Origin of the sequence: Streptomyces sp. MNU76 (genome assembly GCF_020982545.1) — a bacterium.
Taxonomy (GTDB): Bacteria; Actinomycetota; Actinomycetes; order Streptomycetales; family Streptomycetaceae; genus Streptomyces.
Genome location: NZ_JAJKLK010000030.1, coordinates 159,528 through 185,646, shown reverse-complemented (window position 1 = coordinate 185,646; position 26,119 = coordinate 159,528). Strand labels below are relative to the sequence as shown.

Sequence of the window (26,119 nt, the reverse complement as noted above, 5' to 3'; positions counted from 1 at the left end):
CACGCTCATGCGGGCCGCAGCGCGGCCCGTCACTCAGATGGGTGTATCAGCCGCCACTGACAGAAACTGATGGATCATCACCCGCCGTCGCCTTGAACCGGCCAGGGCAGCGCACGACATGCTGCCGGGGCTGACGCAGCGCCGTGACCTGGGCAGACATTGCTCTGCGGAGACGGAGTTCGGCATCGCCAGAGCATTGCGGGCCAGGAGCAGACGCTGCTGAACTGCAGGTATGCATGATTGAAAGGATTTAGCAGTGTATCGACAATTGACTCAATGAAGTCGCCCCCGGTCAGGGGCTGAGGACTGTGCTCATCCCGTCACCGCTCCGCGTCTTCCAGAACGCTCAGCAGCACGGCTGCAATCTGGGACTGCGGAGGGGATCCGTCAGTTCCTCGTGGCGGAACGCGAGCCTGGCGCCCCGGACGGAGCCGGCGAAGCAGGCACGGGGCCGAAAACGGGGCACTCTGCGGGCGCGGGGAAGGGGGCGCGCTCCGTTCGGGGCCCGGGGAGGGCGATGAGCTAGGGCCGGTCGGTGAGGGGCGTTCGACGTGGCGGGCGAGTTCCCGTAGTGGGGGGGCCGGTAGACGGCGCGGGTGGAGAAAACCACGCCCAGGCTTCTCCTGAGGTCGGCGATCACTTCGAGGGTCATGAGGGAGTGCCCACCGAGCACGAAGAAGTCATAGTCGGCGCAGAACTGGTCCCGGCCCAGCACCTCGGCCCAGGTCTGTGCGATCAGCGGTTCGACCGGGCCGCTCGGTTCGAGACGCACTCAGCGGGGCCGCCATGTGCGGATCTCGAGGTGGAGAATGTGGGCGTCCGGTTGGATGCGGCCGGTCTCCACGAGCCATTGGTGGACGGCGGCGGTGACGTCACCGCCGGTGGCGTTGACGCGGCGGGCGAAGTCGGCGGCGTCGAATCCGCCGGTCTGGGCCGAGCCGTAGGAGCGTTCTTCGGTGTGGTCGGCGCGCTGGATGACGTCGCGGCGGATGCCGGGTGAGTCGGTGCGGCTGCCGGAGGGGTGGAGGTATGCGGTCTTGGCGAGGCGGACGGTGAAGGCCAGGCGCAGGCCGCGGCGGGCGGCTTCGGCGATCAGGGGGCGCAGGCGGGCGGAGCCGGAAGCGATGGCCTGGGCGGCGACGCGGCCGGTGCCGGAGCCGGTCGGGGTGATGAGGACGGCTTTGCCGCGCACCCGGGCACGGCTGCCGGAGGCGGTGGTGCGCCGCTGGGTGTGGCGGGCGGCGATGGCGGCGAGTTCGGGCAGGTCGGTGATGCCGCCTGTCTCGACGGCGGCCAGGACTTGGCGGAGGGCGGGGACGAAGGCTGCGCCTTTGTTCTTGGTGTAGAACTGCGAGACCAGGGAGGGGTCGCGGTCGATGATGCGGGCGATGTCGCGTTTGGTGTAGCCGGCTTGCTGGAGTCGGTCGGCAAGGTGGGCGGCTTCGTTGAGTGCGGGCTGGGGGCTGATTGGCGGCGTCGGGGGCATCAGGTGTTGTCCGGTGCGGTGGTGAGGGCGTGGCGGCCGGTGTCGCGCAGGGCGAGGAGTTCTTCTTCGCTGGTGGGGGCGTTCACGGGTCCGGTGAGGTGGCCTTTGAGGAGGTAGTCGCCGGGGTGGTGGCGGTAGGGCCAGTTCTGGGGCTGGGTGAGGTAGAGGGCGTCGGTGCGGAAGGCGACGACGGTGCCGGGGGGTGTGTGCAGGGCTCCGGCGTGGGTGTCGTCGTCGCGGTGGTACTGGGTGAGCAGGGCGGCGCGGGCGGCGGACCAGATCGCGGCGGCCCATTCGGGGTGGGCGTTGGGGTCGCGGGAGAAGCCGGTGGGCTTCTGCCAGGTGATCTGCTGGTCGTCGAAGCCGATGATTTCGGCGTCCGGGGGTACGTCGCGCTCCATGCTGCGGGGGGTGGTGCCGGTGACCATGCGGGGGCGTTGGGCGAAGGCGCCGATGCCGTACAGGAGGATGGAGCGTACTGCGCGGGAGGCGAGGTGGGCGGCGCGGGCCTGCTGGGCGTTGCCCTGGTAGTGGGCTTGGGCGGAGAGGTTGGTCCAGGTGTCCTTGAGTTTCTTGGCCCAGTCGTCGAGGGGTTTGCCGTCGTCCCACAGGATGCCGTCGAGGATTTCGACCTTCCACGGCGTGAGGGGGTTGGTCAGGGCGGTGTGGACTTCCGGGCCGCCGGCCCAGGTGGTGAAGGTGGTGCGGCCTTCGGCTGGGTAGTGCCAGGCGCGTTCGCCGGGCGCAGGCGCGGGGAGGAGGCCGACGTGGTTCCAGGTGTCGGGGACGGTGACGCGGATCTGCCAGTGTCCGCACCCGTACAGGGCGCGGGTCTGTTCCTTCTCCGACCAGGCGGCGAAGGTGGCGGCGGTGATGCGGCGGGGGGTGCCGACGGGGGATTTCCAGGTGTGTTTGGCGTAGGCGAAGGTGCGGTCGTACTCGACGAGTTGGGGCAGTTGCTCAGGGATCCGGGGCGGGGTGAGGAGTTCGTTGCGGCCTTGTCCGGCGGTGGCGTGCAGCAGGCCGCGCAGTTCCTCGGACAGGACGGGGAAGCCGTCGGCGTACTGGCCGCGGGCGGGGATGGTGCGGGTCCACAGGTCGCGGCCGGTCTGGGAGGGCGAGCCCATGATCACAGCGTCGTCCCAGTGGCGGCGCAGGGCCTGCCACAGCAGCACGAAGGCGTCGCGGACGGTTGCCGGGTCGTGGCCGTCGGCGTCGAACCACTCCCCCACCGAGCGGATCTCCACGTGGCTGTCGCCGTTCTCGCGCTGGTAGCGGCCGACGGGGCTGCGGGCGTGGACGAAGTGGCCGGCCATCCGGTCGCGGCCGCGGCCGGTGTCGGTGCGCCAGCCCGGGATGGGGGCGTTCAGCCAGGCGGCGACGGCGTCGCGGAGGTAGGGGTAGCGGTCGGCGTCCTGGTGCCAGGGGGCGCCTGCGGTGATGTAGATCCGCTCGGTGCCTTCGGGGATGGTGTGGAAGACGGCGGTGAGGATGGCGTCGGCCGAGCGGTTGCCGAGGTCGAGGCGGTGGGTCTGGTTGCGGTGGACCAGGATGCCGGTGGTGGTGTCGAGGAAGACGGTGGAGCGGGCCTGCTGGGTGAAGTTGGGCCGGGTGGAGGCCAGGTTCGCGGTGTGGGAGAAGTAGGCGTCGCCCGCTTCTCCTTCGGGGATGGAGGGCAGGGCCCGCGGTGCGTCCGGTGCGGCAGGCGTCATCGGGGTTGTCGGGGCGGCTGAGGGCGCGGGCTGCTGGTTGGCGGCGGCCGTCGCGGGCGCCGTCGCGCCGGGCTGCGGCTGGGTGCTGTCGGGTGCTGCCCCGGGCGCTGGAGGCTGGGCCGGGGCGGTGGCGCCGGCCAGGGTTTCGGGTGCCAGGGCGGGGGCGAGGGCGACGATGTCGGCCAGGCTGACTCCGGCGGCCGGGGCGATCCTCTCGGCCTTCGCCTTGTCGTGGGCGGCGAGTTGGGTGATCCGCTGGTCCCGGTCTGCTTCCAGCTTCGCGAGGTCCGTCCGCACCTTCTTGATCTTGTCGCGCACGGTGCGCAGTTCGGTGAGCGCGGCGTTGTAGCTCTGTGCGTCCATCGGATTCCTTGTCCGGGCCCGGAGTTCAGCCGGTGGTGGTGCGGGTGGGGACGTAGGCGATCGCTCCGCCCGAGTTGGAGGCGAGGCGGGTGCCCAGCAGCAGCTCAGCCAGCCTTCGGTCGTCGTTGACGCGGGAGGTGATGGCCGTTGCCGGGGTGGTCAGGTCGGTGACGTGGCCGGCCAGGCGGGCATCGGGGAAAGCGTGGCGGCCCTCGGTGTTTTTCTCCCACCGTTCCAGGCCGGTCAGCACGGCCACGACGTAGCCGGACAGGGTCACCGGCAGCACTCCCCCGGCCGCGACGCTCGCCGCGTTGCATCGCCACCATCCTCGCAGTGCTTTGAGGAGGTCGTCGGGGGTGAGGGAGGCGGCGAAGCCGATCCAGTCCCGGTCCGGCTCGTCGGTCCGCTGGGCCGCGTCAACTCGCAGAACGGCGATTTCTGCGGCTTCGATCTGGTCCAGGGCTGCGTGGCGGCGTGCGCTGAGGGACTGCACCGCTGCGAGGGGAATCATGACGCGCACACCGCGGCGGGTCATGCCGGGCAGCAGCCCGGCGTGCACGAGGCGACGGAAGGTCGTGACGGCGCATCCCAGCTCCTCGGCCGCTTGTCCGGTTGTCAAGAGCACCGGCCCACACCCTCCACATGCGCACTTCGATATCAGATTAGGCACTAAGGTAAGGGGGTGGGGAGGTGATGTCAAAGATCGGCACCCGGGCCCTCGCCTCCGTACGCCCAGGCCTCGTCAGCAGCCGGCCCGTCTGCTTTGATCTTGATGAGGCGGGAGGCGATGCCTCCCTCATTGCGGCCGAATTCCCGGGACAGTTCGGCCAGTGAGGCACCTTGCGCGCAGCGTTCGGCAAGGCGCTGTTCGTCTTCGGCACTCCAGGGCTGATAGGCGTTGGGATGGATCCTGCGTTTGTCCGCGACCGTGTAGGCCTTGGGCTTTTCCGGCCCGGTACGCGGGGCGGGTACGTCGTCGGCCGGGAAGGAGATGAGTCCGAGGCGGTGCAGCACCCAGCGCACGGCCTTTTCGCTGCGCCCCAGGGATTCGGCCAGCTGTGGGACCTGGGCGCCGGCGAGGAACTCGGCGCGCAGGCGGTCCTTCTCCTCCTGGGTCCAACTGGCGCCGCGTCGGGACGGTTTGGCCTGTCCACGGGCCGTGTCCGCCTGAGTGGGGACGCCGGAAACAGCGGAGGCCGGAGCCGGGGATGCCGGGGGTTTGCGCAGCGCAGCCCAGTCCGGTTCGTAGGCGGCGGGCAGTTGCTCACGGAAGGCGTTGAGCAGGCGCAGGTAGGCGTAGGCGTCGGCTGGGTCGGCGGTGTGGCGGCCGGCCTCCCAGGCGGCCATGACCTCGGGTTCCACGTTGAGGGCGTCGGCGACCTCTTCGAGGGTCGCTCCCCACAGTTCGCGCAGGCGCCGCCGTTCGCCGGGCGTGGGGAGCCGCGGGGGACGGGGGCCCTGATTGAGCAGGTTGTCCTGGGCGGTGAAGCGGGAGTCCATGGGGTGTCTGCCAGTCAAGTCGGTGCGCGAGGCATGGCCGGTGGCAGCCCACAGCGCAGAGGGTGAGGGGAGACAGGAATTCGGTCGGCCGAGACGCAGTTGGCCGACGCGGACAGTTGAGACGCCGGGCCGGTCAGGCCTGCTGTCAGACGGAGTTGTCGGGTGATGCGACGGGGAGAGGCTTCCGCCGGCCTCGCCTTCGGCGTCACGCGGTGGCAGCGAGCAGGGTGTGGTCACCCGCTTGGCTGCGCTTCCAGCATGCCGTACCAGGCGGCTTCTCACGTCTGCGCCTGGGAAGGGTTCTTCTGCCGGGTGTGGTGCGTGACCTGCGTCGATACCGACAGGAGCCCGTGGTGAACGGCACCCCAAAGGAGCATTGAGGGAACGAGTGTTCAGCGCTTTGAGGCGGTTTACTTGGCGCCGCAGGTCGCATCGTCGATCCGGCCGAAGAGCCCTGGCAGCGGCCGCCGGATGCGTGGGCGGTGGCTGGGGGTGCGGGTGGCACGTCGATGAAGACCTTGGATCGGCGACCGCAGGCACAAAGGCCGAGGCGGCAGGTGTGCTTGGAGATGCCCGGTGTCTCAACGCGAGCCGGTGTCCGAGGGTTTTCCTTCACGCTTCCTCGGGCTCGGCCGGACTGCTTTGCGGGGCCGCGGTCGTGACGGCAGGCGCTGTCGGCGAAGGCACCGGGGAGATCGTGCACACGCCGCTGGCCGACGGTCCCCTGTGTGGCCTGGCGGCCCATGTCCTCGGCTGCGGCAGCGGATTGCGGCACAGCCCTGTTTCCGTTGAGACCGTCGGACCGGGTCCGATTCCTGCGGCGTCAAGCTGTGTCCTGGGAAGCGGACGGCTTGCCTCACCCTTACGGCTTACTTCCTGGTCAGACTGCGAGTGTTGAGCGTCTGTTCGTTTCCGCAGGTGGAAGCCGTGCCGAGTGACAACTGTGCGGGACCGGGGGTATGTGGTCCCGCTCTCGGCGTGGACGCGGACGCAGCGGCTGTGCCCCTAGACTCGCGCCCTGTAAGGGCCTCTTCACGGTCCGAAGGGAGGGACTGGCTGTGCAGTTGCGCGCTCTGCGCCGTATGCGGCTCCAAGTCGCCGAGTTGGCAACGCAGGACAGCGCGCTACTGGAAGCGGTGCGTCGGCGCAGGCGAGAGCTTGAAGACGAACTGTCAGCAGTGCGGAGCCGGGAGGATGTCCTGGCCGGTATGGCGAACAGTTCCGAGGGGCTGCTCGCTGCCGTTGATCGGCAGATCGAACGGCGCCGGGCCGGTACGGGCACGGGGCCGGACGTGAGTGTCGGCACCGCCGAAGAAGCGAGCGACGGCGGGGCATCCGGTGCACATATGACGGTGCCCGAAGCGATCCGGCTGTTTCTCCGGGAGCGGGAAGAGGCTACGACGAAAGAGATCGCGGACCACATCAAGAAGGTGCGGCCCGATGTGAACATCGAAAACCTGAGTTCGACACTGTCGCGTCTGAAGAACGAGCGAGGGCTGCTCGTGCAGCCGCGCGCCGGTGTCTACCGGCTCGGAGGAGAGTGGGCCGTGCCCGACAGCCTCTGAGTCGTTCGGCTGAACATGCGTGAGCACCGCCGGTCTTTTGCCGGGCCCGGCGGTGTCACGGTGCGCATGTTTGGCCTCACGCCTTACACGCGCCGCCACTATACCCAGCGTGCTGGTAGCGGGCGTTGCGTGTCATCCCTACGTGCAGCAGGATAAGAAAGCCCTCACGCCCATGGAAAATATGTTCTCCCAGGCCGACTCCTCGGCCCCTGCCGGTACTGCCTTCCCGGATGCTTCCGCGAACGTGACCGCCCCTCCCGCCTTTTGCAGCGAGCGGACGACCCCGACTGATCGTGCGAGCCAGCCGCGTCAGTGGTCTGTCTATCTGACTGCTGCTCGCAGAAGCGGCGTCCAGCGCCGCACCGTCGCCAGCGCAGATGTGGCACGCATTGAAGAAGTGACCACCGAAACCGCCACCCAGACGCTCCGCTTCTGCACCCACGTGGGCCTGTTCACGGGTGGCCGCGGCAAGTTCGTCGTCACCGACGCCGGGTGGTCCATCGCGCAGCTGTGGCCGGAGGAAGAGACGCACGCGCGCCTGCAACTACAGGCCCTGTTTCTTCCGCACTGGTCGGCGGAGAAGACGTGGAAAGCGCTGCGAGGCGGCCCGATGCCGGTGGATGAGCTGGCGAAATACCTCCAGCACGGTCTGCCAGGGAAGCCGCGGCGTGGGGTGTATCTGGTCGAGTGGCTGGCGCTGGCTCTGCTGGTGCATCGCGACCGGCAGAACCTGGTGTGGCCTGCTCCGGCCCTGAGCGGGGTGCCCGGCTCGGAGAATGCGGAGTGTCCTGCTCCTGCGCCGGAGTCCGAACAGCCCGAGCCCGAACCGGAGCTGGAGCTGGACACCTTGATGGGCATGACCAACAGCACGCTGAGGGAGCTTCCTCCCGAGCGCTACCGTGCCGTGCTCGACAGTCTGGCCCAGGTGCTCGAGCTCACCCCCGCCTGATCCCGTCGGCGTCCCGCGGCCGGTGTGGTGCCGCGGGTGTCCGTGCCACCGTCACAGAGCCGCCTTGAGCGCCCCAGTCCATGGCGCGAAGGGCTTGGCTGCCATCCGCCGGCAGCGCTTCCCGCCACTCGAACTGGCCTGTTCCAGGGTCGCGTTGGGCTCTCTGCCGCCCGGCCATACCCGTATGCCTCGCCGCCGTGGGGTCCACGGGTGCGGCCCTCTGGCCAGGGACGGCTCATTTCGCCACCACGTCGGTGTCGAAGGCCATCCCGGCGCGCCATCCTGAATTCCCCCTGCCTGAATTCCCCCTGCCTCAAAGAGAGTTGTCTGTGTCTTCTGTGTCTTCCGCAAAGCCCCCTGACGCTGGCTTGTCTTCCGGTGGCCGAAGTCGCCTGGCGGATCCGGTTCGTATGGGCGCGCGGTTCGTGGACCTCTGCGGTATCGAGCATGAGCTGCCGTGGCTGGAGGCTGCTGGTGAGCGGCGGCTGGAGGAGTGTCAGCCGGTGCGGCAGTTCCCGGTGCTGAAGGGCCGCCGGGTGGCCCCGGGTTGGTGGTGGTCTGCGACCAACGGCCGTCTGGTGCACTACGGCTTCAAGGCCATGCGCACGCAGGTCATGATGCTGGACCACGATCCGGGGGTGGCGGCGCTGGCCTGCCGTCCGGTGGAACTGCTGTGGCGGGGCCGCGGCGGAAGGACCGTGGCGCATGCGCCGCATCTGATGGCGCGGCTGACGGACGGCAGCGGGCTGCTGGTGGACTGCGCCGGCCGGTTCGGGGCGGGGCGGCGGCTGGTCCGGCGGGCCGCGCACGTCGAGGCCGCAGCGGTTGCGGCGGGGTGGCATTACCGGCTGGTCGGACCGCCGCCGTCGGTGGTGGAGGCCAATGTGCGCTGGCTCGCCGGCTACCGGCATCCGCGGTGTGCGCAAGGCCGGTTGCCGGAGGTGGCCGAGTGTTTCAGGACGCCGCTGCCGCTGCTCGAGGGAGTGCGGCTGCTGGGTGATCCGATCGCGGTGTGGCCGGCGGTGTTCCACGCCGTGTGGACGGGTGTGCTGCGGATGCCGCTGGAGCGTCCGCTGCACGAGCGGGCCCTCGCGGTGGCTGCGGGCACGGGGGAGGCGCGGTGAGCCGGCCGGTAGGCAAAATCAACGCCGCCGTACGGTTCGGCGGCCGTGAGTGGACCGTCGCCGGCATCGAAGAGGACACGGCGTCCGGCGCGCGGGTCTGGCTGGCCGGCAAGGACGGGGACGGTTCCTTGGCAGTGTTCGGCCTGGCTGAACTGCTCGGTGATCCCGCCTTCAGCCTGGCGGCGGGCCCGCGGCTGCGGGTACCGCAGTTTGGCCTGCTGTCGACGGTGTCCGAGGACGAGCGGGCTCGTGCACTCGCTCTGGAGCGGCATGTCCGCGAGGTGGAGACCGGGCACCCGACGCCGGACGGCAGGGGCGCCGTGAGACCTCAGTACGACCCGGGTTCCACGACGCTGGCCCAGCGTGAGCAGGCGAAGGCCGATGAACTGGCCGCGCAAGGCTGGGCGGACGTGAGCCGGGCGACGGTGCGCAGATGGCGCACGCGTTACCGCACGGACGGGGTGTGGGGGCTGGTCAAGAAACGCGGCGGAGCGACGCCGTTGAAGCGGGCCGATCCCCGGGTGGTGGAGGCGCTGCGCGAGCTGCTGGCTGAGGAGGCTCTGCGTTCCCGTTCCCGCGGGTGGAAGAAACGGATGCGGCGGGAGACGCAGTGGCGGCTGAACACGCGTCATGACCTGCTGACGGTCAGGGTGCCTCCGCAATCCACGTTCAACAGACTCATCGACGTCGTGGAGAAATCCCTCGGGCTGCAGGGCACGGTGGCGCAGCGGCGTGCTCGCGCAGCGCGCCCCGCCCCGCCGTTCAAGCCGACGCTGGCGCTGCGTCCCGGCGAGATCACGATGATGGACAGCTCCCCGCTGGATGTGCTGCTGCACCTGGACGACGGGGTGGTGGGCCGGATGGAGCTGACCAGCGCTGTCGACGTGTCCACGCGCACCCTGTGGGGGGTGCTGCGGCCGGCCGGGAGCAAACTGACGGACGTGGCGGTGCTGCTGGCGCAGATGATGACCCCGATGGCGATGCGGCCTGGCTGGTCTGCGGCGCTGTCGATGGCCGCGTCGGTGGTGCCGCACGACCGGCTGACCGGTATCGACGAGCGGCTGAAGGACGCGGCGGCCCGTCCGGTCATCGTGCCCGAGACGGTCGTGGTCGACCAGGGCAAGGTGTTCGTCTCTCCCGCCACCCGGGCCGCGTGCGAGAGCCTGGGCATCTCGCTGCAGCCGGTGCCTCCGGCTAACGGGCCGGCCAAGGGGCACGTGGAGCGGCCGTTCGGCTCGATCAGTACCCAGTTCTGCCAGTGGCTGCCCGGTTTCACCGGCTCGAACGTGGGCGAGCGCGGCTCGCGCGTCGACCAGGAGCCGCTGTGGACCGTGGCGGAGATCCAGGCGCTGTGGGAGGAGTTCCTCGTCCACTGGCACCACCGTCCGCACGAGGGCCTGCGTCACCCGCTGATGCCGAGGAAGGCCCTCACGCCCAACCAGATGTGGGCGGCGCTGCTGCCGGTGGCAGGGTATGTGCCGGTGCCCTTGTCGGCGGACGACTTCGTGGAGTTGCTGCCGGTGCGCTGGCAGCCGATCACGGACGCCGGTATCCGCTTCGACTACCGCACCTACGACGACACGTGCCTCAACGGCCACCGCGGCCAGGACTCCGGAGTGCGGTCGGAAAAGGGCCGGTGGGAGGTGCATTACAACCCCTACGACCCGGCCCGGATCTGGGTCCGGCTGCCGGAGGGCTTCCGTGAGGTGGCGTGGATCCACACCACCTCGGTCGCCCTCCCGTTCACGCACCACGTCTGGGAGCACATCTGCGAGGTGGTCGAGCGCACCGGCTCACGTGAGGAGCACGAGGCCGAACTGGCCCTGGCTCTGGACGCCTTCCTCAGGAAGGCCGCGGGCAAGGAGAAGCTGTCCCCCGCAGAACGGCGGGTGATGGCGAAGTCCCGCGCCTCGCAGACGGTGCAGGTGCCCGCGGGCGAGATCAACGTGCTGGACGTCCCCGCGCCGTCGTTCGGGCTGGCCGGCGTGTACGCGGCGCCCGGCCCCGACGACGAAACCCTGCCGGACGAGGACGACGAGGACGTCTTCGATGACGGGCCGGAGACCGGCCAGGTCTTTGGCGGGTCTCTCATCCTCAGCGACCAGGACCTCGAGGAGGACCAGTGGCTGCCGTAATCACCGCCGTGGGCGGCGACTTCTCCGACGGCGACAGCACTCCCGGCGCTGTCACGGACTATGTCCGGTGGCAGGAGTACGTCCGCCGTCTGCGGGTGACCGCCCCACCGGTGGACGACCCGTCGTGGAACCAGGCGGGACTGCTGAACTACCACTCCGAGTTCGTCACCTTCAAGACGCCCTCCATGGAACGGGCGATGGCGGAGCTGAGGGTCACTCTGCTGGTGAACAACAAACAGCAGGGCACCGCTCGGCGCGGGCTGATCGTGTCCGGACCGCCGGGGGCGGGAAAATCGACCACGCTCATGGAACTCGGCCGGTCCTTCGAACTGAGCGAACGGCGCCGCCGGCCGGGCCTGGAGGACTCCATGCCCGTGCTGTTCGCTTCCGTCCCGCCCACCTACACGCCCAGGAACCTGGCCAAGGTCCTCGCCCGGTTCGCCGGCATCCCCGTCCATGACCGGATGACGGAACACACCATCACCAACGCCGTGTGCCACGTCATGCTGGAGCGGGGCACCCGGCTGGTGTTCATCGACGACGTGCACCTGCTCAACACCCGTACCCAGCCCGGCGCCGACACCTCCGACCAGGTCAAAACCCTGATGGAACGAGTACCCGCGACGTTCGTGCTGGCCGGCGTCAACGTGGAGGACTCACCGCTGCTGACCGGGCCCCGCGGTGCCCAGCTCGCCGCCCGCTGCAAACTCCTGCGCACTCCCCCGCTGCTCAACGGCACCGTGGAGCAGAAGAAGATGTGGCACACGCTCCTGGGCGACATGGAGGGGGCACTGCGGCTGGCCCGCCACCGGCCCGGCACCCTGGTACGCCACGCCGCCTACATCCACCTCCTCACCAGCGGCGTGATGGCGAGCCTCTCCCTCCTCATCAGGGAAGCCGCGATCCGCTCCATCCTGGACGGAAGCCTCGCGATCACGAAGAAACAGCTGTCACAGGTGGTCCTCGACGTCCAGGCCACGAACGCGGCGCGCGCCACCCGCCGGCGCCCCGGCAGCTGACCGTCGCGGTGGCAGGCCCGCCCGGGCCTCCCACCCTTCCCGCCACAGTCCCGCCACTCCCCTTCCCTCTGCGACGGGGCGCCGAGCCATGGCCGCGCCCCTGCCTTACCCTGCCCTGCCCTCAACACCCGCGTACAAAGGACGATGCCGGTGCAAGCCCCTGTCCCTGTGCCCACGCTTGTTCGCACCCCGCCCGTGGCAGGGGAGCTGACCGGCTCCTGGCTGCGGAGGATGGCCGCCCCTTACGGTCTGCCCGCGCAGGACCTGCTGCGGGGCATCCTCAGCGGCCCCCACCGTGTACAGGTGACGGGCAGCCCGGGCACCGGCCTGGAACTGTTCCTCAACACACACGCTCGTACGGCCCTGACCCACTCCACCGGGCTTCCCCTGTCCCGGCTCACCCGGCTGCTGCCTGCTCTCGCCGCCCCGCACGAGCGACTCCCGGACGACGAGAGCCTGCGGGCGGCCTGGTACATGCCGGACCAGGCATGGGCAGGGGCCTGCCCTTCCTGTACGGGGCGGGCCTGGCGGCCCGGACAGCCGGTACTGGTGTACCCGGGAACGGCCGGACACATCTGCCGGCGTCACCAGCGCTGGCTCCTCGCGCATCCCGGGAGGCCGGCGAGCATTCCGCTGGAGACCCTGCCCGAGATCCTCGCCGCTCACCGCCACCACGCCGCTCTCGCGCGGGCCCGCTGTGATGCGGCGGACGTGGTGGCCCTCGCCGCGGCGGTGGTGTGGTCGTGGCAGGTACAGGGGTGGAAATCCGAGACGGTCTGGCAGGACCGCGTACACCGGCTGGCCGCAGCCACGGGGTGCACGCAGGCGGCCGTGGTGGCGCATGCACTGGTGTCCTACCCGGAGACGATCACCGTGGCCAGACTGCTCGGCGCTCCGCACTGGCAGCAGCGACTGCGCGAGACCGCCATGGCCGAAGGGGCCGGCGCCGCCACGGAATTGCTGCTCCGGGAAATCAGCCGCCAGGCCGACAGGCCGTGGCTCACGGACTGGCTGATCGCCTACACCCGCACCAGGCCCAGGACAGCCGCAGCCACCGACCCCCTCGCTCGGTGGCTGCACCGCCTCACCTCTGCGGACGGCACCGACAGCGACGGCTTGTGGACGGTGCACCGGACGGCGGCACGGCCCACCGAGTACAGCGACCGCACCGGCTTCCTCACCGACCTGCGTCCCCGCACCGTCTGCGAAGAGGCCGGGGCAGCCTTCCTCACCGGTGGCTGGGAACCGGTGCCCTCACCACAGCTCGCCCCAGCACCGTGCCCGTGACATCTCCCGGTCCCGTCACCGGCTCCTGCGCCCGCGGTCCCCGGACCGCATCACGTCGATGTCCGCGGACCGCCATGTGCCGCACACCCCCGCCCCGCCCACTCACACCAAGGAGATCCTCGTCATGGCGCCGATCAGTCCGGAGTACGCCAACCAACTGCTGGCAGAACTCACCGAGGGCCGTCCGTCCCCACCGCCCCCGCCTCGCTGTCCCGCTACACCTTCCAGATGAGCAACCACGTCCTCATCGGAGACACCGCCGTTCGCGGCCACAAGTACAAGGGCCGGTGGCGGCTGGACGAACGGGACATCCGCAAGGCCGGCGAACGGCTGGCCGCTCTCCCGTTCGACCCGGACGACCTGGTCGACGCCCGTCTCACGTCCGCCGAGCGCGACCAGACGTGGCGCACACAGATCCGGCGCTGGCTCGAGCACTTCTCCTACCGGGACCAGAACACCGACAGCTGCCCCTGTGAAGGACAACAGCCGCGCAGCCAAGCCCTGCCCGCCCACCACGGACCGGGGTGCGGAGCGACCTTCGAGCAGGTCAAGGAACGCTACGGCCGGTGGCCCATCGCGTGCACCAGCCCCCTGCCGCAGATGACGTGGTCCGGCACCGCCTGGATGATGCCGCGCGCCTACGTCGCCCTCCTCGACCGGGCGGACAAGATCGCCGCCGAGTGCGTCGAACAGGCCGCCCAGTGCAGCCGCTGCGACGCAACCGGAGACGTCTGGAAGTGGCGCACGTCCAGCAACAGCGGCTACACCACCCTGTGCCCCGCGTGCACCGTCTCCGTCGCCCGCCCCTACAAGGACCACCTGCGCGGTCGGCTGTATGCGTCGCTGCTGAAGAACTCGCAGCCGGAGGCGTTCCTGTGCCGGTTGTGCTCCAGCCCGCGGCAGGCCGTGTACTGGGACCACTGCCACATGCACGGATTCGTGCGCGGGCCGGTGTGTGCCAGCTGCAACACCTACGAAGGCGGCGGCTACCGGTTCATCCACCGGCCGGGCGCGGTCCGCCATCTCCTGCGGTGCGACGGCTGCCGCCGCGACAGGACCGTGCCGCCGCGCCACCACCCCGACATCATGCTGCAGACGTTCACGCTCGACCCGCATCGCCCGTGTGCGAAGCGGCCCCACTCCGCGTGGGGTTCGGTCCAGGAAGACGGATCGGTCCGTTTCCGGATGCGCTGCTGGGGGTGCGCATCCTCTCCCCAGTGGGAGCAGGTCGTTCCGGCCGTACAGGTCAGGCAGCTGGTACAGGAGTTCGTCGACAAAGCCCTGGCCGCCGAGGCTGACGAACCCGGCCAGGACTCCGCCTGAGACCCCCGCCCTTGCCTTGCGCTCTCCAGGACCAGCACCGGCTCAGTCGCTGCCGCAAGGCAGGGGTTGAGTCAAGGTCTCATCCCCAGCGATGTAGCTGTACACGGTGTCGTTGTCGTCCATGGCGAAGGTGATGACCTTGCCAGCGAACTGGGCTCCGTCCGGCCTGAAGACGAGCTCGTCGGTGTTCGCTTCTTCGATTTCGCCCGCGTATGTCTCTAGTACCTCCTCTCGTGTGCTGCCCCGGTGGATTCCGGATGCGGTCGCGATGGACGACGGAGCCAGAACGTACGTTGCGACGAGCCGGTCGTCGTTACTGAACCGCAGCAGCAATCCGTCTGGGCCTCCCTCGACGGCCAGGTCCTTGCAGTTGGGGCCGCCCGGCCCATCGGGGATACGGGCGCCGATCGCCTGCTCAGCTTCGCTGCGGGTCATGCCGATCTGCAGCGGGCCGATGCCGTTGACGGTGACACGTTGGGTGCTCAGATCGATCCGGCTGGGCCTGTGGGCATCGGTTGCGGACTCCTGCACGAACTGGCTGCCGTCCCAGCGCCAGGTGACGTGCCGCAGTATCGACGGGCCGTCGGCGTGGCTGTCTTCGGGCGCGTAGAACTTGACGTCTGCGAGCAGGCGCCCGCGGCTGAATCGCACGGTGTCCGGCTGGTACTGCGGGGGTAGTTCGTCCACCTGGAACGTGGGTGTGCGGCCCACTTCCCGTCCGTCAGCCGTGCGGTACACGCGCAGTTCTTGGAGAGCGAAATTGCTCGGCTGGGGGCTGCAGAAGAACAGCACGGCGGTCACATCGCCCAGACGCGGCACGGTGCCACGGCGGATGCGCTGAATCTGTACCTGCCAGCTGTCGTAGTCTCCGATCCCACGCCCTCGTGCGGTCCCTTGACCGTTGCGGACCGTGACTGGCACCGCTGTGTCGACGACGTCGTCGCATGTCAGACGATAGGTGCGGTTGTTGAAGTCGACGTTGACCCTGGAGGCCAGGAATTGCCCGCCCTGCACGGTGGACCGGCCGGAGTAGCAGTGAGGCGAGCCGGGGCACTTCACCTTCACGGCATCGGCGATCCGGCGACTGAGGTCGAGTGTCCCGGCCCGGTATCCAGTTCCGCAGATCGGATCCCGGTGGTTGCACAGGCTCTGTACCCGGTCGGCGGACGGCGGGTAACTGGTGCGCAGGCCGCGGCCAAGGATGACGGCCAAGCCCTGTCCTTTTCCGGGATCGTTCCACTGCGGGTCGCCATACAGTTGGGCGGCGAGCACCTGGGGCCGTCGGCGGGAGTCAGTGATGAGGAACTTGTCGACCACCCATGCGCCCAGGGAGTACCCGGTGAGCACGAATTTCGTCGTCCGGCATTGCCTGACGGCCCGGTCCATGGCGCGTTGGACAGCCTGGACGCCCGCGTTGACGTCCGGCTCCATGCCGTTGTGGCTCTGGCGCGTCCTGTCCAGGAATTCCTGCGTCGTCACCTTGGGGAAGCTGATGGCGTCCCGCTTGGGTCGGGCGGCCTTCGTGGCGACCGCGGACTCGAATGTCTTCCAGGTCTCGTTGACGGGCGGAGAGTGCAGATCGCTCTGTTCGTTCAAACCGTGCAGGCCAAGGAAGTGGACCGGGCATGCCGTAGCTGCCGCGGCAGGGGTGGGCGGCACGCTCACTGCAAGTCCGGCTAGCACCGCCAGCACCGCGGCGAGGGCGATTCGCAGGCAAACGCTCCGTGTCATGTCCGGTGACTCCGTGCGTGCGGTCGGGCCACCCCGATCTGTGGCCTCGGACTTTCCAGCACACCACGGTGCTCGGCGCTGTGCATCTCAAGGCATGCGGTTGCTAGGCCTGTTAGCGCGGCCTGCACGGTGCCCTCGTTCCGCGCGTCCTGTCGTCTGCCGCTGCTCGGAAGCGCTTGACCAGGCGCACTGGTGCTGAACGAACGTCTCGTCCGCCCTCGGCGGGTAGCCTGTCTGCGTCGGTTGGGGATCTATCCAAGGGCTGGCGCCGGGCCTTCGTTGATCTTGCCGAAGGGAACATGGACGCTGGGGGTGCTTTGGGAGGTCCCTGTCAGGTGGCTGACCTGATCGTCGAAGAAGATGTGGGGCTTGAGCACTTGCATGATGGCGCTTTTGTCTATGCCGCCGAGGAAGAAGGCGTCGTTGACGGTCACGCCCCATCCCTTCAGACTGCGCACCGCACGCTCATGGGCCGGCGCGTTGCGGGCGGTGACGAGTGAGACGTGAACGCGGATCTTGTAATCCGGGTTCTGGGTGCGTTGTTCTTCCTCGCGCCGCTGGAGCCGGTTGAGGCTTGCGAGGAAATCTCGCAGCGGGCCCGGGTCGTGCGGTGTGGCGGCGTTCATGATCTCGTGGGAACGGAAACCTTCGATACCGCCGGCTTGGAAGACCTGTTCGGAGGAGTCGTCAGCAAGAACGCCGTCGAAGTCGAAGGCGATCCGCAGGTCCTGGTCATCGGTGTCGTCGGCTGCGGCGGGACCAAGCACGCGGCCGGCCGGCAGGCCCAGGGCGACCGCCTCGCGGACGTCGGTCTCGTTCGCGGACAGGAACAGTGACATGTTCAGGGCGGGCATGAAGCGGTAGGGCGAGCGTCCCTGCATGAAGATGGCCCGGCTGATAGCCAGGCCGTGCGACTCGATGGACCGCATGACCCGCAGGCCGGTGTCGGGGTCGTTGCGGGACAGGACGATGACCTCCACCAGGGGGTCGTCGGGTGAGCTCAAGTCATTCAGGGACAGCAGTCTGCGAATGAAGGGAAACGCAACCCCCTTGCTCAGGGTGTCGTCCAGGTGTTCCTCCTGGTAGGTCCGGTAGGGCTCTTCTCCCTGTTCACGGAAGACGGTGTCCGCCTCCGCCAGGTCGAAGAGGGCACTGGAGGCGATCCCGATCACCAGGCGATTGGCAAGCTCGTAGGGCGGCACGGGGCCCTCCTATCCCAATTCAAACATGCGTCTCAATTATGACATCTAGGCGCACGGGTGACCGCCGCGCGTCGCATGGGCAGCCCGGCGGCCTGCCGGTGAGGGGCCACGAAGTTTCCGGACAGGCACCCAATAGGGTTGTCCTGAACAAGGAAACGAGGAAGAAGTGGCGCCACCCAGTAAGTACTCGCCGGAGTTCCGCGAGGAAGCCGTCCAGATCGCGTTGAGATCAAGCAAGACGATCTCCGAAGTTGCCCGGGAGCTTGAGCTGAACTCGGAGACACTACGCGGCTGGGTGAAAAAGTACCAGAAGCAGCAGGAACCGGCCCCCGATGCGGAACTGACGGTGAACGAGCGGGCGCGCCTGAAAGAACTCGAACGACGCAACCGCGAGCTGGAGATGGAAGTTACCTTCCTGAAAAAAGCCGCAGCGTACTTCGCGAAGGATCCCCGGTAGCAAGCAAGTACGAGTTCATCGACGAGATGCGGCTCGACACCGAGAAGTACGCATACAGCGTCGAGTTCATGTGCGGCCGACTCGGCGTCTCCAGATCCGGCTACTACGACTGGAGATCCCGCCCGGAATCCGCGACAGCTCAGCGGCGCGAAGAACTGAAATTGCTCATCGAGAAAGCCTTCGACATGTCCGACAGCACCTACGGGCACCGGCGCATTCAGGCCCAGCTGCACCGCTGGGGTGTCGCCGCAGGCGTGGAGCTGGTCCGCCGCCTCATGCGCGAACTGGGCCTGGTGCCATGCCTGCCACGGCCGAAGAGGTTCAACCTCACTCAGGCTGCGGCCGGCCAAGTGCCGGACCTCGTCGGCCGCGACTTCACCGCGGATGCGCCCGGCAAAAAGCTTGTCGGCGACATTACCTATATCGCGACCGGGGAAGGCTGGCTGTACCTCGCAACGGTCATCGACTGCTGCACGAAGGAAGTCATCGGTTACGCGATGGACGACCACTACCAAACCCCACTGATATCCAGGGCGATCCGTAACGCGGCACGGAACAGGAACCTCTCGGCCGGCGCGATATTTCACTCGGATCGCGGAAGTAACTACATGTCAGCCGAGTTCGGGAGGACGCTGGACCGCTTCGGGCTCCGCAGATCTGCCGGCCGCACCGGGATCTGTTTCGACAACGCCATGGCCGAATCATTCTTCGGCTCCCTGAAGAACGAGCGCGTATCAAGGGTGACTTACCTTACCCGCGAGGCGGCCCGGCAGGACATCACTCGCTACATCGAATTCTGGTACAATCGCAAACGCCTCCACTCGGCGGTGGGTTACCGCCCTCCGTGCGAAGTCCACGCCGAGTACGAGAAGTTGCGAATTACCGCGTGAAATAAACGGTCAGAAGCCTGTCCGGAAAACGCGAGGCCCCTCACGGAGACTGGTGGTTGAGGGCTTCGGTGTGGCATCGGCCCTGGAGGTCTGGATGCGGGCACATGATCATTGGTGAAACAGGTGTCAGCGCCGTACCTGCGGACCACGGCACTGCACGGTCCTGGGACCCGGCGGGCCATCCCCTCAGCCAAACAGCAGCCCGGGGCCAGGCACGGGACGCGATCCATGCGAGCACCAATGCCTTGGGTGTGGGGATGCACGCCCAGAAGCGCGAACAGCTTTCGAGTCGGGTCTTCCCTCTTACATGCATTGAACGCTCGTGCGGCTGCCGAAATACTTACGGTCGCCGTGTCCCGGCCGCAGGAGAGGGGCACACCGATCGGTGGGACAGAAGTCGAAGGCACAGCGCCAGCGGGACAACGCCCGTGCGCGTGCCCGCGCCTTCAGCGTTGCCGTGCACGCCTACCGGTCAGCGGCTCACGATGAGCAGGAAGTTGGCGGTGCCGAGGGCGTGGCGGATGAGGGCCTCGGCGAGGACTGCGAGCGGACGGCGGCAGTGGCGGGCTTGCGTGAGGTAGTGGCGAGGCGCAGGCCGACGCGCTGTGCGAGTTGTGCGCCGGCCCGGGCCGGGCACGCTCGCGCCATGACCCGCCCGCAGGGTGGATGAAAACGGTGTGCGACGACTGCCACCGGGCCTGGTCCGCCAAGGAGATCATGATCGCCAACGGTGCGGTCCGTCACCCCAGGCGCGGCCGGGGCGACCTAGCGGTCTCTGGTGGGGGCTGACACCACTGGGACGAGTCACCGTGCACGGTCGGAGTGAACTCGGCGCAGGTGATCCGTCATGAGGCCGGTTTTGACGATCTGAGCCAGGGTCGCCCGGCCAGTCTGAACCTCTGCCCCTGGCGACACGAACGAGCAGCGCTGTTGTTCCAGCCGCCGCGCCACCTCGACGTCGTCGAGGTGGCGCGCGACGTCACGACGATGGCTACAGGGAGCCGGAGGCCACCGCGCGATCGCGCAGGGTTCGCAGGCTGATACGTGCCCCTGCTTCGTCTTCGATGTGCCATTCGTTCATGCCTTGGCAGGTCTTGGTGCCGCGGGCGACAGCGCCAGCTTCGTCGGCCCGGCCGTAGGGGGTGCCACCGGTCGCGGTGAGGACGATGCCGCCGTCCTCGTCGATGGTGGCCCAGTGGTCGGTGGAGCGGTAGGTGAGCACGATCCGTGCGCCGGCCTGGAGGATCTGGGCCGCGACCATGCGGGCGACGTCGGTGCGACGGCGCCCGGCGGCTGGCCTGCGCCGCGCGGCGGTCGCAGGTGTCTGGGCCGGCGGCTCGTCGGCGCCGCCCGGTTTGCTGGGCGGGGTGGCCGGCAGGCCGAGGCGCTCGGGGTTCCAGATTTGTTCGAACAGGCACAGATACAGTTCCTGGCGGGCCTGGACGACAGAGGTCATCGTCTCCCGGGGGCTGAACGGCCTGAGGAGTTTGTCGAGCTTGTGGGTTTTGATGAACTCTCGCAGTAGCGGGTTTCGCTGGTCGTAGCCGGGGGCGATGATGCCCAGCAGGACGTTGCTGCGGGCGTAGTAGCCGGCCTTATCGATCAGGGGCAGGTCGTTGATGCTGGAGTTCTCGCGCCCCATGAGCAGGCCCAGGCCGCCCAGTTGGTTGCGGCGGCTGCGGAAGACGACGGGATCGGGGATGTCCTCCTTCACGCGGTAGTGGTGGTTGGCCCACAGGTGCTCGATGTGGAACCGGTCCCGGTCGAGGTAGGCGAGCACGTCGTGGGGGCGGTGGCAGGCGTCTTCGACGTAGGCGGTGGCCCGGGCCAGCAGGTAGCGGATCTGATGGGCGTTGTTGCCGCGCAGCCCGAGCGTGACCGCGTCGCGTATCGAGCCTGCGTCCTGGGTGACGAGGCCGCCGAGCGCGGCTGTGACATCGGCGACGGTGCGGCACCTGCGCAGAAGGGGGACGAGTGTGTCGTGGGCCAGGGTGTCGGCGTCGGCCGACTGCACCGGCAGGTCCTGCAGGACCCTCAGGGCGTACCAGCGGTCCATGTAGTCGGCGACGAGGCGGCCTTTGTCCTTGGCGTCGGAGGGCTGGTCGTCGGGGTCGATGGCGGCGAGGAGGGCGACTGCCTGGCAGCTGAGTCCGTTGTGTTCGTTGAAGAGGACCGCCTCCAGGCGGTCGCCGCCTGTTTTGAGTGCGCGGCCGGCGGCGAGGAAGGGCCTGTACAGCCTGGCTGTCTTCAGCAGGTCCCGCACGAAGTGCAGGAAGTTTTCCGGGTGTTCGGGCACCAGTCCCAGGTGTTCGGCGTGCTGTCTCACCCACACGTTGAGGTTGCTGTCGATCTGCGTGCGGTCCTCGGCGATGCCTTCGCGTGCGCAGCGGGCCAGCAGGAAGGCTTTGATGAAGCGGGAAGCAGCTGTGGAGTCCTCCCGGTCAGTGATCAGTTCCCGCAGCATTTCGTGCCATTGAGTGTTCAGCTGGTCTTCGTTCTCGCCGACGTGGGACAGCAGGTGGCTCTTGAGGAGGTCTACGGCGGTGAGTCGGGCGCCGCGGTCGTTCATCGTCTCGAACATCCGGTAGCCGTGGTCGGGGCTGGCCGCGCGGATCCCGACCAGGACAACCCGGTCCAGCAGCCACTCGGTGAACCGGTGGAGGTTCTCCGCGTCGAGCTCTTCCGCAAGCTGGGACTCGATCTGCTCACTGCGCGCCCACAGATTGCGGCGGGAGAGGGAATCCCCCACGCCAGTCTCGTAGCGGCGGGCCTGGGCCACTGCTCGCAGGACGGGCTCGTGATCGGTGATGCCGAGTGAGAAGTGCTCGCCGTCGGTCGTGATGACCCGGTTGAGCCGGTCCACGGCCCGGGAGTCTGCGCGCTCCTGCGCCGCCAGGCGCAGCTGCAGGAAGAGCAGGTGCAGCGTGACGAACCGCTGCTGCCCGTCGACGAGGTAGCGCCGAGACTTGGAGGGCTCGTAGTAGACGAACGGCCCCAGGAAGTACTGCGGTGCGGTGTACGGCCGACGCAGGTAGGACGGGTTCGCCGACCAGTTCCTGAACGATCCGCACAGATCCCGCAGCAGCGTGCGGACTTCGTCCTCGCCCCAGGTGTAGTCGCGCTGGTAGTAGTCGATCTCATAGGTCACGTCACGGAACAGTTCCTTCAGGCTGAAGCCCTGAGACCTGATCTCGTCCGACCCCATGACACCACTCCCCCACCTGCCCGGCGTATCGCCTTATGATCCCAACTCCCCCCTGGCCCCGTACAGACAGCGTGCGGGCAGCCCTATCGGGTTCCAGGCGAACCAGTCGAGGTTCGCGGCGCCCAGTTCCCACGGGGACTCCAGCAGCAGTCTCCAGGTGTCCTCAAGATCTGCAGTGACCGGGGCGGGAGCAGGGCCGATGCGGGTCATCCAGTCACCGCGCGTGTGCCGTAGTGGTCCCGTTGGGTCCCGATCCGGGGAGCGCCGGCAAAGACGAAGAGTCATCTGGCGGCAGTCTCCTCTCGAAGTGGCTGAACGTGTCGATGCGCTGCTTCACATGTTTCTTGATCTCTCCGAGAAATCCTCAGCCGAAGTCCGTCAGACTCCCTTGCGCATCCCGGCCAGACCATGTCCCGGTCCAGGAGCAGGGGGCTCCAGCTCATAGAGGCGGAACTGGTCGTCGGAGCCCAGGATGTCGAATGCCTGCCGGGTGAGCCAGGTGTTGCGAGCGAGCATCGTCCCGTCGTGCAATGCCTTGCGCCGATTGGTCGGCCGAAAGGCGTGCGCGTCCTCGATCGGACCGTTGCGCCACACTGGTGAGGCGACCCAGAACTCCTCGGCGGGTTCCGTCGGGGCAGTGATGGAGCGGAGAACCGTCCCGCCCGCCCTGGTCAGTCGGAAGAGACGAGCTGGTCGAGCCAGACGCGGGCTGCGCCGACTGCACGGCGGATGACCTGTTCGTCTGCGCCGACTCTGGTGATGACCCCGACTCTGCGGTTGAGGCGCGCGTTCACTTGCCGGTGCGTGGTGTCGGTCGCTTTGACCAGGTCATTGACCATGGCCGTCAGCCGGGCGTGGGGGTCCGGTCCAGTGTCGGCTTCCTCTTCGTGTTGACCGTCACACTCGGGGCCGGTGTCGTCCCACGAATCGTTCTTCGAGCAGTCGGTGCAGAACTCGAAGGCTCCGTCGACCTTCGCCTGCCCGCAACTCAGGCACACCCACCCGCCGCAGTACGCGCATGTCACCGAGGCTCCGTCCGAGTCGTGGCCCCAGGCGCGTTCCTGGGAAGTGCATGCGCTGGTGCAGGGCCGCGGCGTAGAGCTGAGCTTCGCCGCATGCCTTGGCACGTCTTCGACAGACTCGCGCGCAGCATGTTCTGCCTGCCAGCGGGCGTTGTATTCCTTCGTGGCCCGGGCGCGGGCTTGCTGGCAGGCTGCCCACTCCTCGGGTGTGAGGTGGGTGAAGCAAGCAGCTACCGGGGATGGCAGGTCGTCGAAGAGCGGCCATTCGGCAGCTGGGCGGCAGCATCGACGTCCAGTGGTCTTGCCGTATCGGGTGCACCCTGGCGTCCGGTCTGCACTCGAGCCCTCCCTGCTGAGAGTCAAGGTGGCTTCCTCGGCGCGGGTCTGAGCCGGCTGGTCGGGGGACGCTTCCGTGGCCAGCCTTGTTTGCAGGACCTGCCTCCAGTCGTCACCGATCTGGGGAAGCGCGGGTGCGGCGGTGACTCCGTTGATCCTCAGTCCATGCCGCCCCGCCACGTGCTCGAACACCGGCTGGATCGCTGCGATGACGTCTTCAGTGAACCGGGGAACGAGATAGGCCGGCACGATGAGGACGGCGTCTACGGAGTGCCCCGATCGGTGTCCGGGGCCGCCCAGTTCCACGTTTCCTACATCGGCAAGCAGGGCCGCAGCCTGGTTGTTGCCCTGCTCGTGCATCAGGAACGCCGTCTGGCCCAGAACCCGGTGCAGGGTGGAAGTGGCAGGCTCACCCGGCTGGAGTGCCGGGTCAGGAGCCGTGACGGCGACAGATACGTGCAGTTGCGTCGCCGAGCTTTCGGGCGCGGGATGTACGAGGGTTGGTGGTGTGCTCTGTACGACCGATTCGATGGTGACCTGGTGGTTGTGGACCTCCTCGATCGCTTCCTCGAGCACGGGGCGGGAGCTGGAGCTGCTGAAGTTGTCCAATGCGCCCTGATTGACCCAGGCCAGTATCAGCGTGGCACCGTCATAGGAGAGCACTCTTACGTTCTGACTCAGCAGAATCCAGGTGAACCGCCGCCGCTTCTTGGCTGCTTCCAGCACCTGCGGCCACAGCTCCTGCATGACCGCCGTCCTGTCCGCCATCCCGCCTCCCGCAACATACCCGCTCTGCAGCGCAGAAACAGGCACCGACAACTAGGGTTACAACGAGGGCCGTTGGCCCTAGGGTGCGTTTCAGAAGTGGATCTTGATGTGTCAAGATCCACTTTGTGGGACGGCATGATCTGACGAATGCGCAGTGGGCGAAGCTGGAGCCCTTGCTCCCGGTCGGCAAGAAGCCTGGCCGGCCACCGGTGCACACCAAGCGGCAGTTGATAGACGGCATACGCTGGCGCACCCGCGCAGGTGCTCCGTGGCGGGACGTGCCCGAGCGGTACGGCCCGTGGGAAACGGTCTACGGCCTGTTCCGGCGCTGGCAGCGGGACGGCACCTGGCACCGCATCTTCGAGCAGCTCCAGGCCCGGGCCGACGCCGAGGGACTGATCACCTGGGACGTCTCGGTGGACTCGACCATCGCCCGCGCCCACCAGCATGCGGCCGGTGCCCGCAAAAAGGGGATGGGTGCAGATCCAATGGGGGTGCTGTTGATCAGGCGGTGGGTATGACCCGGTCGCGGTAGCGCGTCTGGTGGTTGCGGATGAACTCCTGCTGCTGGTGCCAGGCCCAGTAGGCGTCGAAGTCGCCGTTGGCACGGACGGCACGCAGCTTGAGCACGGCTTCAGCTCCGGACAGGCCCCAGCGGGCGCCGGTGATGTCCAGGCGGTCTTTGACCAGGTGCCGGCATGCTCCCTCGATGATTCCGGTGGCGATCGGCCAGCCGCGTTCAAGGGCGGTGTCGTAGCGCAGGTGCTCGGCCTTGCCGGTCAGGTAGTTCACGGCCTCGTCGATGCCCTTGCGCTGGGCGTCGCGCAGTCCGGCGGTGCGGGCGGCTTCCTCGAGTGCGGCGGCGGTCTGCTGCACGCCGCCGCCCAGCAGGACGCGGGCGTGACGGGCGACCCAGGTCTCGGCGGAGGCATCGCCGCTGCAGTGCAGGCACCAGGCTGCTCGCCACAGATATTCGAGCACGTGGATGAGGTCGACGATGATGTGGACGTCCACGCCGCGCTGTAGTGCTTCGGCTTTGATGAGGTCGATCTGATGGCGGGCGCCGTCGACCAGGACGACCCAGCAACGGCGGTGTCCGGGGTCGCGGTGCTCCGCCTGATCGAACACGGCGGCCACCACCTGCGCGGCGGTGTCGTTCACCGAGCCGCACAACCACTTCGACCGGGCCTTCGGCCCCTGGCAGCGCTCGGGCGCCGCGCCGTGGCCGGCGTCTTGCCGGTCGGGGTCGGCGATGATGTCGTCGGCTGTGCGCGGCGCGGGTTCGGCATCGTAGACGGCTCCCAGGGTGGCCATCCGTTTCCTGCCGTGTTTCTCCCCGGACGCCAGCCGGGTCTTCATCGCGTTGCCGCCCTTGGCCGCCGCGGCCTTCGCGGTGTCCTCGCGCAGCGCTTCGGGCCTTATCACCACGCCCTTGCCGTCGACCGACAAGATCAGTGGTGTGGTGTCGGTGCAGGGGGGCGGGTACCAGGGCGTCGTAGAACGCGTCGATGTCCACCGCGGCGCTGACAGCGAGTTCCTGGACCTGCCGGTGCCCGATGCCGGAGCCGGTGTGGGCGTTGATCCGCTCGCAGGCGTCGGCGAAACTGCCGCGGGAGGACTCGATCGCGGCGAGCCGGGCCAGCCCGTGCGAGTGCATTCCGTCCGGAAGGTTCAGCACCGCGTCGGCCGGGTGCAGGTCCGCCACCCTGGTGCCGCGGTAGGCGATCCGGACCACGGTGACCTTGCCGAACACCGTGGCCAGCCTCCGACGTCGGTCCCGCTCGATCCTCGAGCGCTCGACACCGGTGGCGTCCACGACCTCCTGCCGACGCACCTCCTCCCTGGCCCGCAGGGTCAGATGGTCCTGGAACAACTGCCGGGTGACCTCGCGCATCCGCGCTCCCAGCAGATCCTCCAACTGCGCATGCGTCATCACCGCCGCCTGAGGAGCCGCCAGCTCCGCACACGCCGCGGTGAACAGACCCGCCGAGGCGGCGAAGGCGTCCTCACACTCCGCGAGCGCACCCCGGGCCGGCCCGACCACG

Annotated in this window: 19 protein-coding genes and 2 pseudogenes; 9 read left to right on the top strand and 12 right to left on the bottom strand. The window is 68.4% G+C overall.

Annotation, left to right across the window (positions count from 1 at the left end):
- Positions 1-346: 346 nt before the first annotated feature.
- From E4N62_RS49985 to E4N62_RS44465, 5 genes are all read right to left on the bottom strand, one after another.
- Positions 347-772: a phosphopantetheine-binding protein gene (locus E4N62_RS49985; RefSeq protein ID WP_374117250.1), complete on the bottom strand. Its 426-nt coding sequence runs from the start codon at positions 770-772 to the stop codon at positions 347-349.
- Positions 773-1,486 (bottom strand): helix-turn-helix domain containing protein, encoded by a 714-nt coding sequence (locus tag E4N62_RS44480; protein WP_230223963.1) that lies wholly within the window; start codon positions 1,484-1,486, stop codon positions 773-775. It abuts the gene before it with no gap.
- A complete protein-coding gene (locus tag E4N62_RS44475; RefSeq protein ID WP_230223962.1) occupies positions 1,486-3,561 on the bottom strand; it encodes a hypothetical protein in 2,076 nt (691 codons plus the stop codon). The genes E4N62_RS44480 and E4N62_RS44475 overlap by 1 nt, the downstream gene beginning before the upstream one ends.
- A gap of 25 nt (positions 3,562-3,586) precedes the next feature.
- Positions 3,587-4,186 (bottom strand): helix-turn-helix domain-containing protein, encoded by a 600-nt coding sequence (locus tag E4N62_RS44470; RefSeq protein ID WP_230223961.1) that lies wholly within the window; start codon positions 4,184-4,186, stop codon positions 3,587-3,589.
- Positions 4,187-4,257: 71 nt separating this feature from the next.
- A complete protein-coding gene (locus E4N62_RS44465) occupies positions 4,258-5,079 on the bottom strand; it encodes a RodZ family helix-turn-helix domain-containing protein (RefSeq protein ID WP_230223960.1) in 822 nt (273 codons plus the stop codon).
- Between the two features lie 1,040 nt (positions 5,080-6,119).
- Between E4N62_RS44465 and E4N62_RS44460 the strand changes: the two genes are divergently transcribed.
- The 7 genes from E4N62_RS44460 (at position 6,120) to E4N62_RS44430 (ending at position 14,463) form a co-directional block, all read left to right on the top strand.
- Positions 6,120-6,626, top strand: coding sequence for a hypothetical protein (locus E4N62_RS44460; RefSeq protein ID WP_230223958.1), 507 nt, complete (start codon positions 6,120-6,122; stop codon positions 6,624-6,626).
- Positions 6,627-6,768: 142 nt separating this feature from the next.
- A complete protein-coding gene (locus tag E4N62_RS44455) occupies positions 6,769-7,575 on the top strand; it encodes a hypothetical protein (RefSeq protein ID WP_230223956.1) in 807 nt (268 codons plus the stop codon).
- Positions 7,576-7,985: 410 nt separating this feature from the next.
- On the top strand, positions 7,986-8,699 hold the full coding sequence (locus E4N62_RS44450) for a TnsA-like heteromeric transposase endonuclease subunit (RefSeq protein WP_230223953.1): 714 nt from the start codon (positions 7,986-7,988) through the stop codon (positions 8,697-8,699).
- Positions 8,696-10,834 (top strand): Mu transposase C-terminal domain-containing protein, encoded by a 2,139-nt coding sequence (locus E4N62_RS44445; RefSeq protein WP_230223952.1) that lies wholly within the window; start codon positions 8,696-8,698, stop codon positions 10,832-10,834. The genes E4N62_RS44450 and E4N62_RS44445 overlap by 4 nt, the downstream gene beginning before the upstream one ends.
- Positions 10,822-11,853 carry an ATP-binding protein gene (locus tag E4N62_RS44440; protein ID WP_230223951.1) on the top strand — a complete coding sequence of 344 codons (1,032 nt, stop codon included), beginning with the start codon at positions 10,822-10,824 and terminating at the stop codon, positions 11,851-11,853. The genes E4N62_RS44445 and E4N62_RS44440 overlap by 13 nt, the downstream gene beginning before the upstream one ends.
- Positions 11,854-12,021: 168 nt before the next feature.
- Positions 12,022-13,140 (top strand): TniQ family protein, encoded by a 1,119-nt coding sequence (locus E4N62_RS44435; protein WP_230223950.1) that lies wholly within the window; start codon positions 12,022-12,024, stop codon positions 13,138-13,140.
- Positions 13,141-13,368: 228 nt separating this feature from the next.
- Positions 13,369-14,463, top strand: a complete 1,095-nt coding sequence (locus tag E4N62_RS44430) for an endonuclease domain-containing protein (RefSeq protein WP_230223949.1) — start codon at positions 13,369-13,371, stop codon at positions 14,461-14,463.
- Between the two features lie 42 nt (positions 14,464-14,505).
- On the opposite strand, the gene E4N62_RS44425 is transcribed toward E4N62_RS44430, so the two are convergent.
- Both E4N62_RS44425 and E4N62_RS44420 read right to left on the bottom strand, forming a co-directional pair.
- A complete protein-coding gene (locus tag E4N62_RS44425; RefSeq protein ID WP_230223948.1) occupies positions 14,506-16,059 on the bottom strand; it encodes a cutinase family protein in 1,554 nt (517 codons plus the stop codon).
- Positions 16,060-16,445: 386 nt separating this feature from the next.
- Positions 16,446-17,396 carry a 5'-nucleotidase gene (locus E4N62_RS44420; RefSeq protein ID WP_230223947.1) on the bottom strand — a complete coding sequence of 317 codons (951 nt, stop codon included), beginning with the start codon at positions 17,394-17,396 and terminating at the stop codon, positions 16,446-16,448.
- A gap of 166 nt (positions 17,397-17,562) precedes the next feature.
- On the opposite strand from E4N62_RS44420, the gene E4N62_RS44415 reads away from it, so the two are divergent.
- Positions 17,563-18,743 (top strand): IS3 family transposase gene (locus tag E4N62_RS44415; protein WP_230215740.1). Its coding sequence is split into 2 segments (ribosomal slippage): positions 17,563-17,827 and positions 17,827-18,743, totalling 1,182 coding nucleotides; the frame shifts between segments, so codons are not numbered across the junction.
- A 991-nt stretch (positions 18,744-19,734) separates the two neighbouring features.
- Here the strand turns inward: E4N62_RS44415 and E4N62_RS44410 are convergent.
- The 4 genes from E4N62_RS44410 to E4N62_RS44395 all read right to left on the bottom strand — a co-directional run bounded on the left by E4N62_RS44410 (position 19,735) and on the right by E4N62_RS44395 (position 24,053).
- On the bottom strand, positions 19,735-21,948 hold the full coding sequence (locus tag E4N62_RS44410; protein WP_230223944.1) for a DUF262 domain-containing protein: 2,214 nt from the start codon (positions 21,946-21,948) through the stop codon (positions 19,735-19,737).
- Between the two features lie 33 nt (positions 21,949-21,981).
- Positions 21,982-22,158, bottom strand: a complete 177-nt coding sequence (locus E4N62_RS44405) for a hypothetical protein (protein WP_230223943.1) — start codon at positions 22,156-22,158, stop codon at positions 21,982-21,984.
- A gap of 168 nt (positions 22,159-22,326) precedes the next feature.
- Positions 22,327-22,464, bottom strand: a complete 138-nt coding sequence (locus E4N62_RS44400) for a hypothetical protein (protein ID WP_230223942.1) — start codon at positions 22,462-22,464, stop codon at positions 22,327-22,329.
- Positions 22,465-22,619: 155 nt separating this feature from the next.
- Positions 22,620-24,053: a hypothetical protein gene (locus tag E4N62_RS44395; protein ID WP_230223941.1), complete on the bottom strand. Its 1,434-nt coding sequence runs from the start codon at positions 24,051-24,053 to the stop codon at positions 22,620-22,622.
- 146 nt (positions 24,054-24,199) lie between these two features.
- Between E4N62_RS44395 and E4N62_RS44390 the strand changes: the two are divergent.
- Positions 24,200-24,556 (top strand): annotated as a pseudogene (locus E4N62_RS44390) (IS5 family transposase); the annotation flags it as partial.
- Positions 24,557-24,578: 22 nt separating this feature from the next.
- Here the strand turns inward: E4N62_RS44390 and E4N62_RS44385 are convergent.
- A pseudogene (locus E4N62_RS44385) lies at positions 24,579-26,118 on the bottom strand (ISKra4 family transposase).
- Position 26,119: the final 1 nt, after the last annotated feature.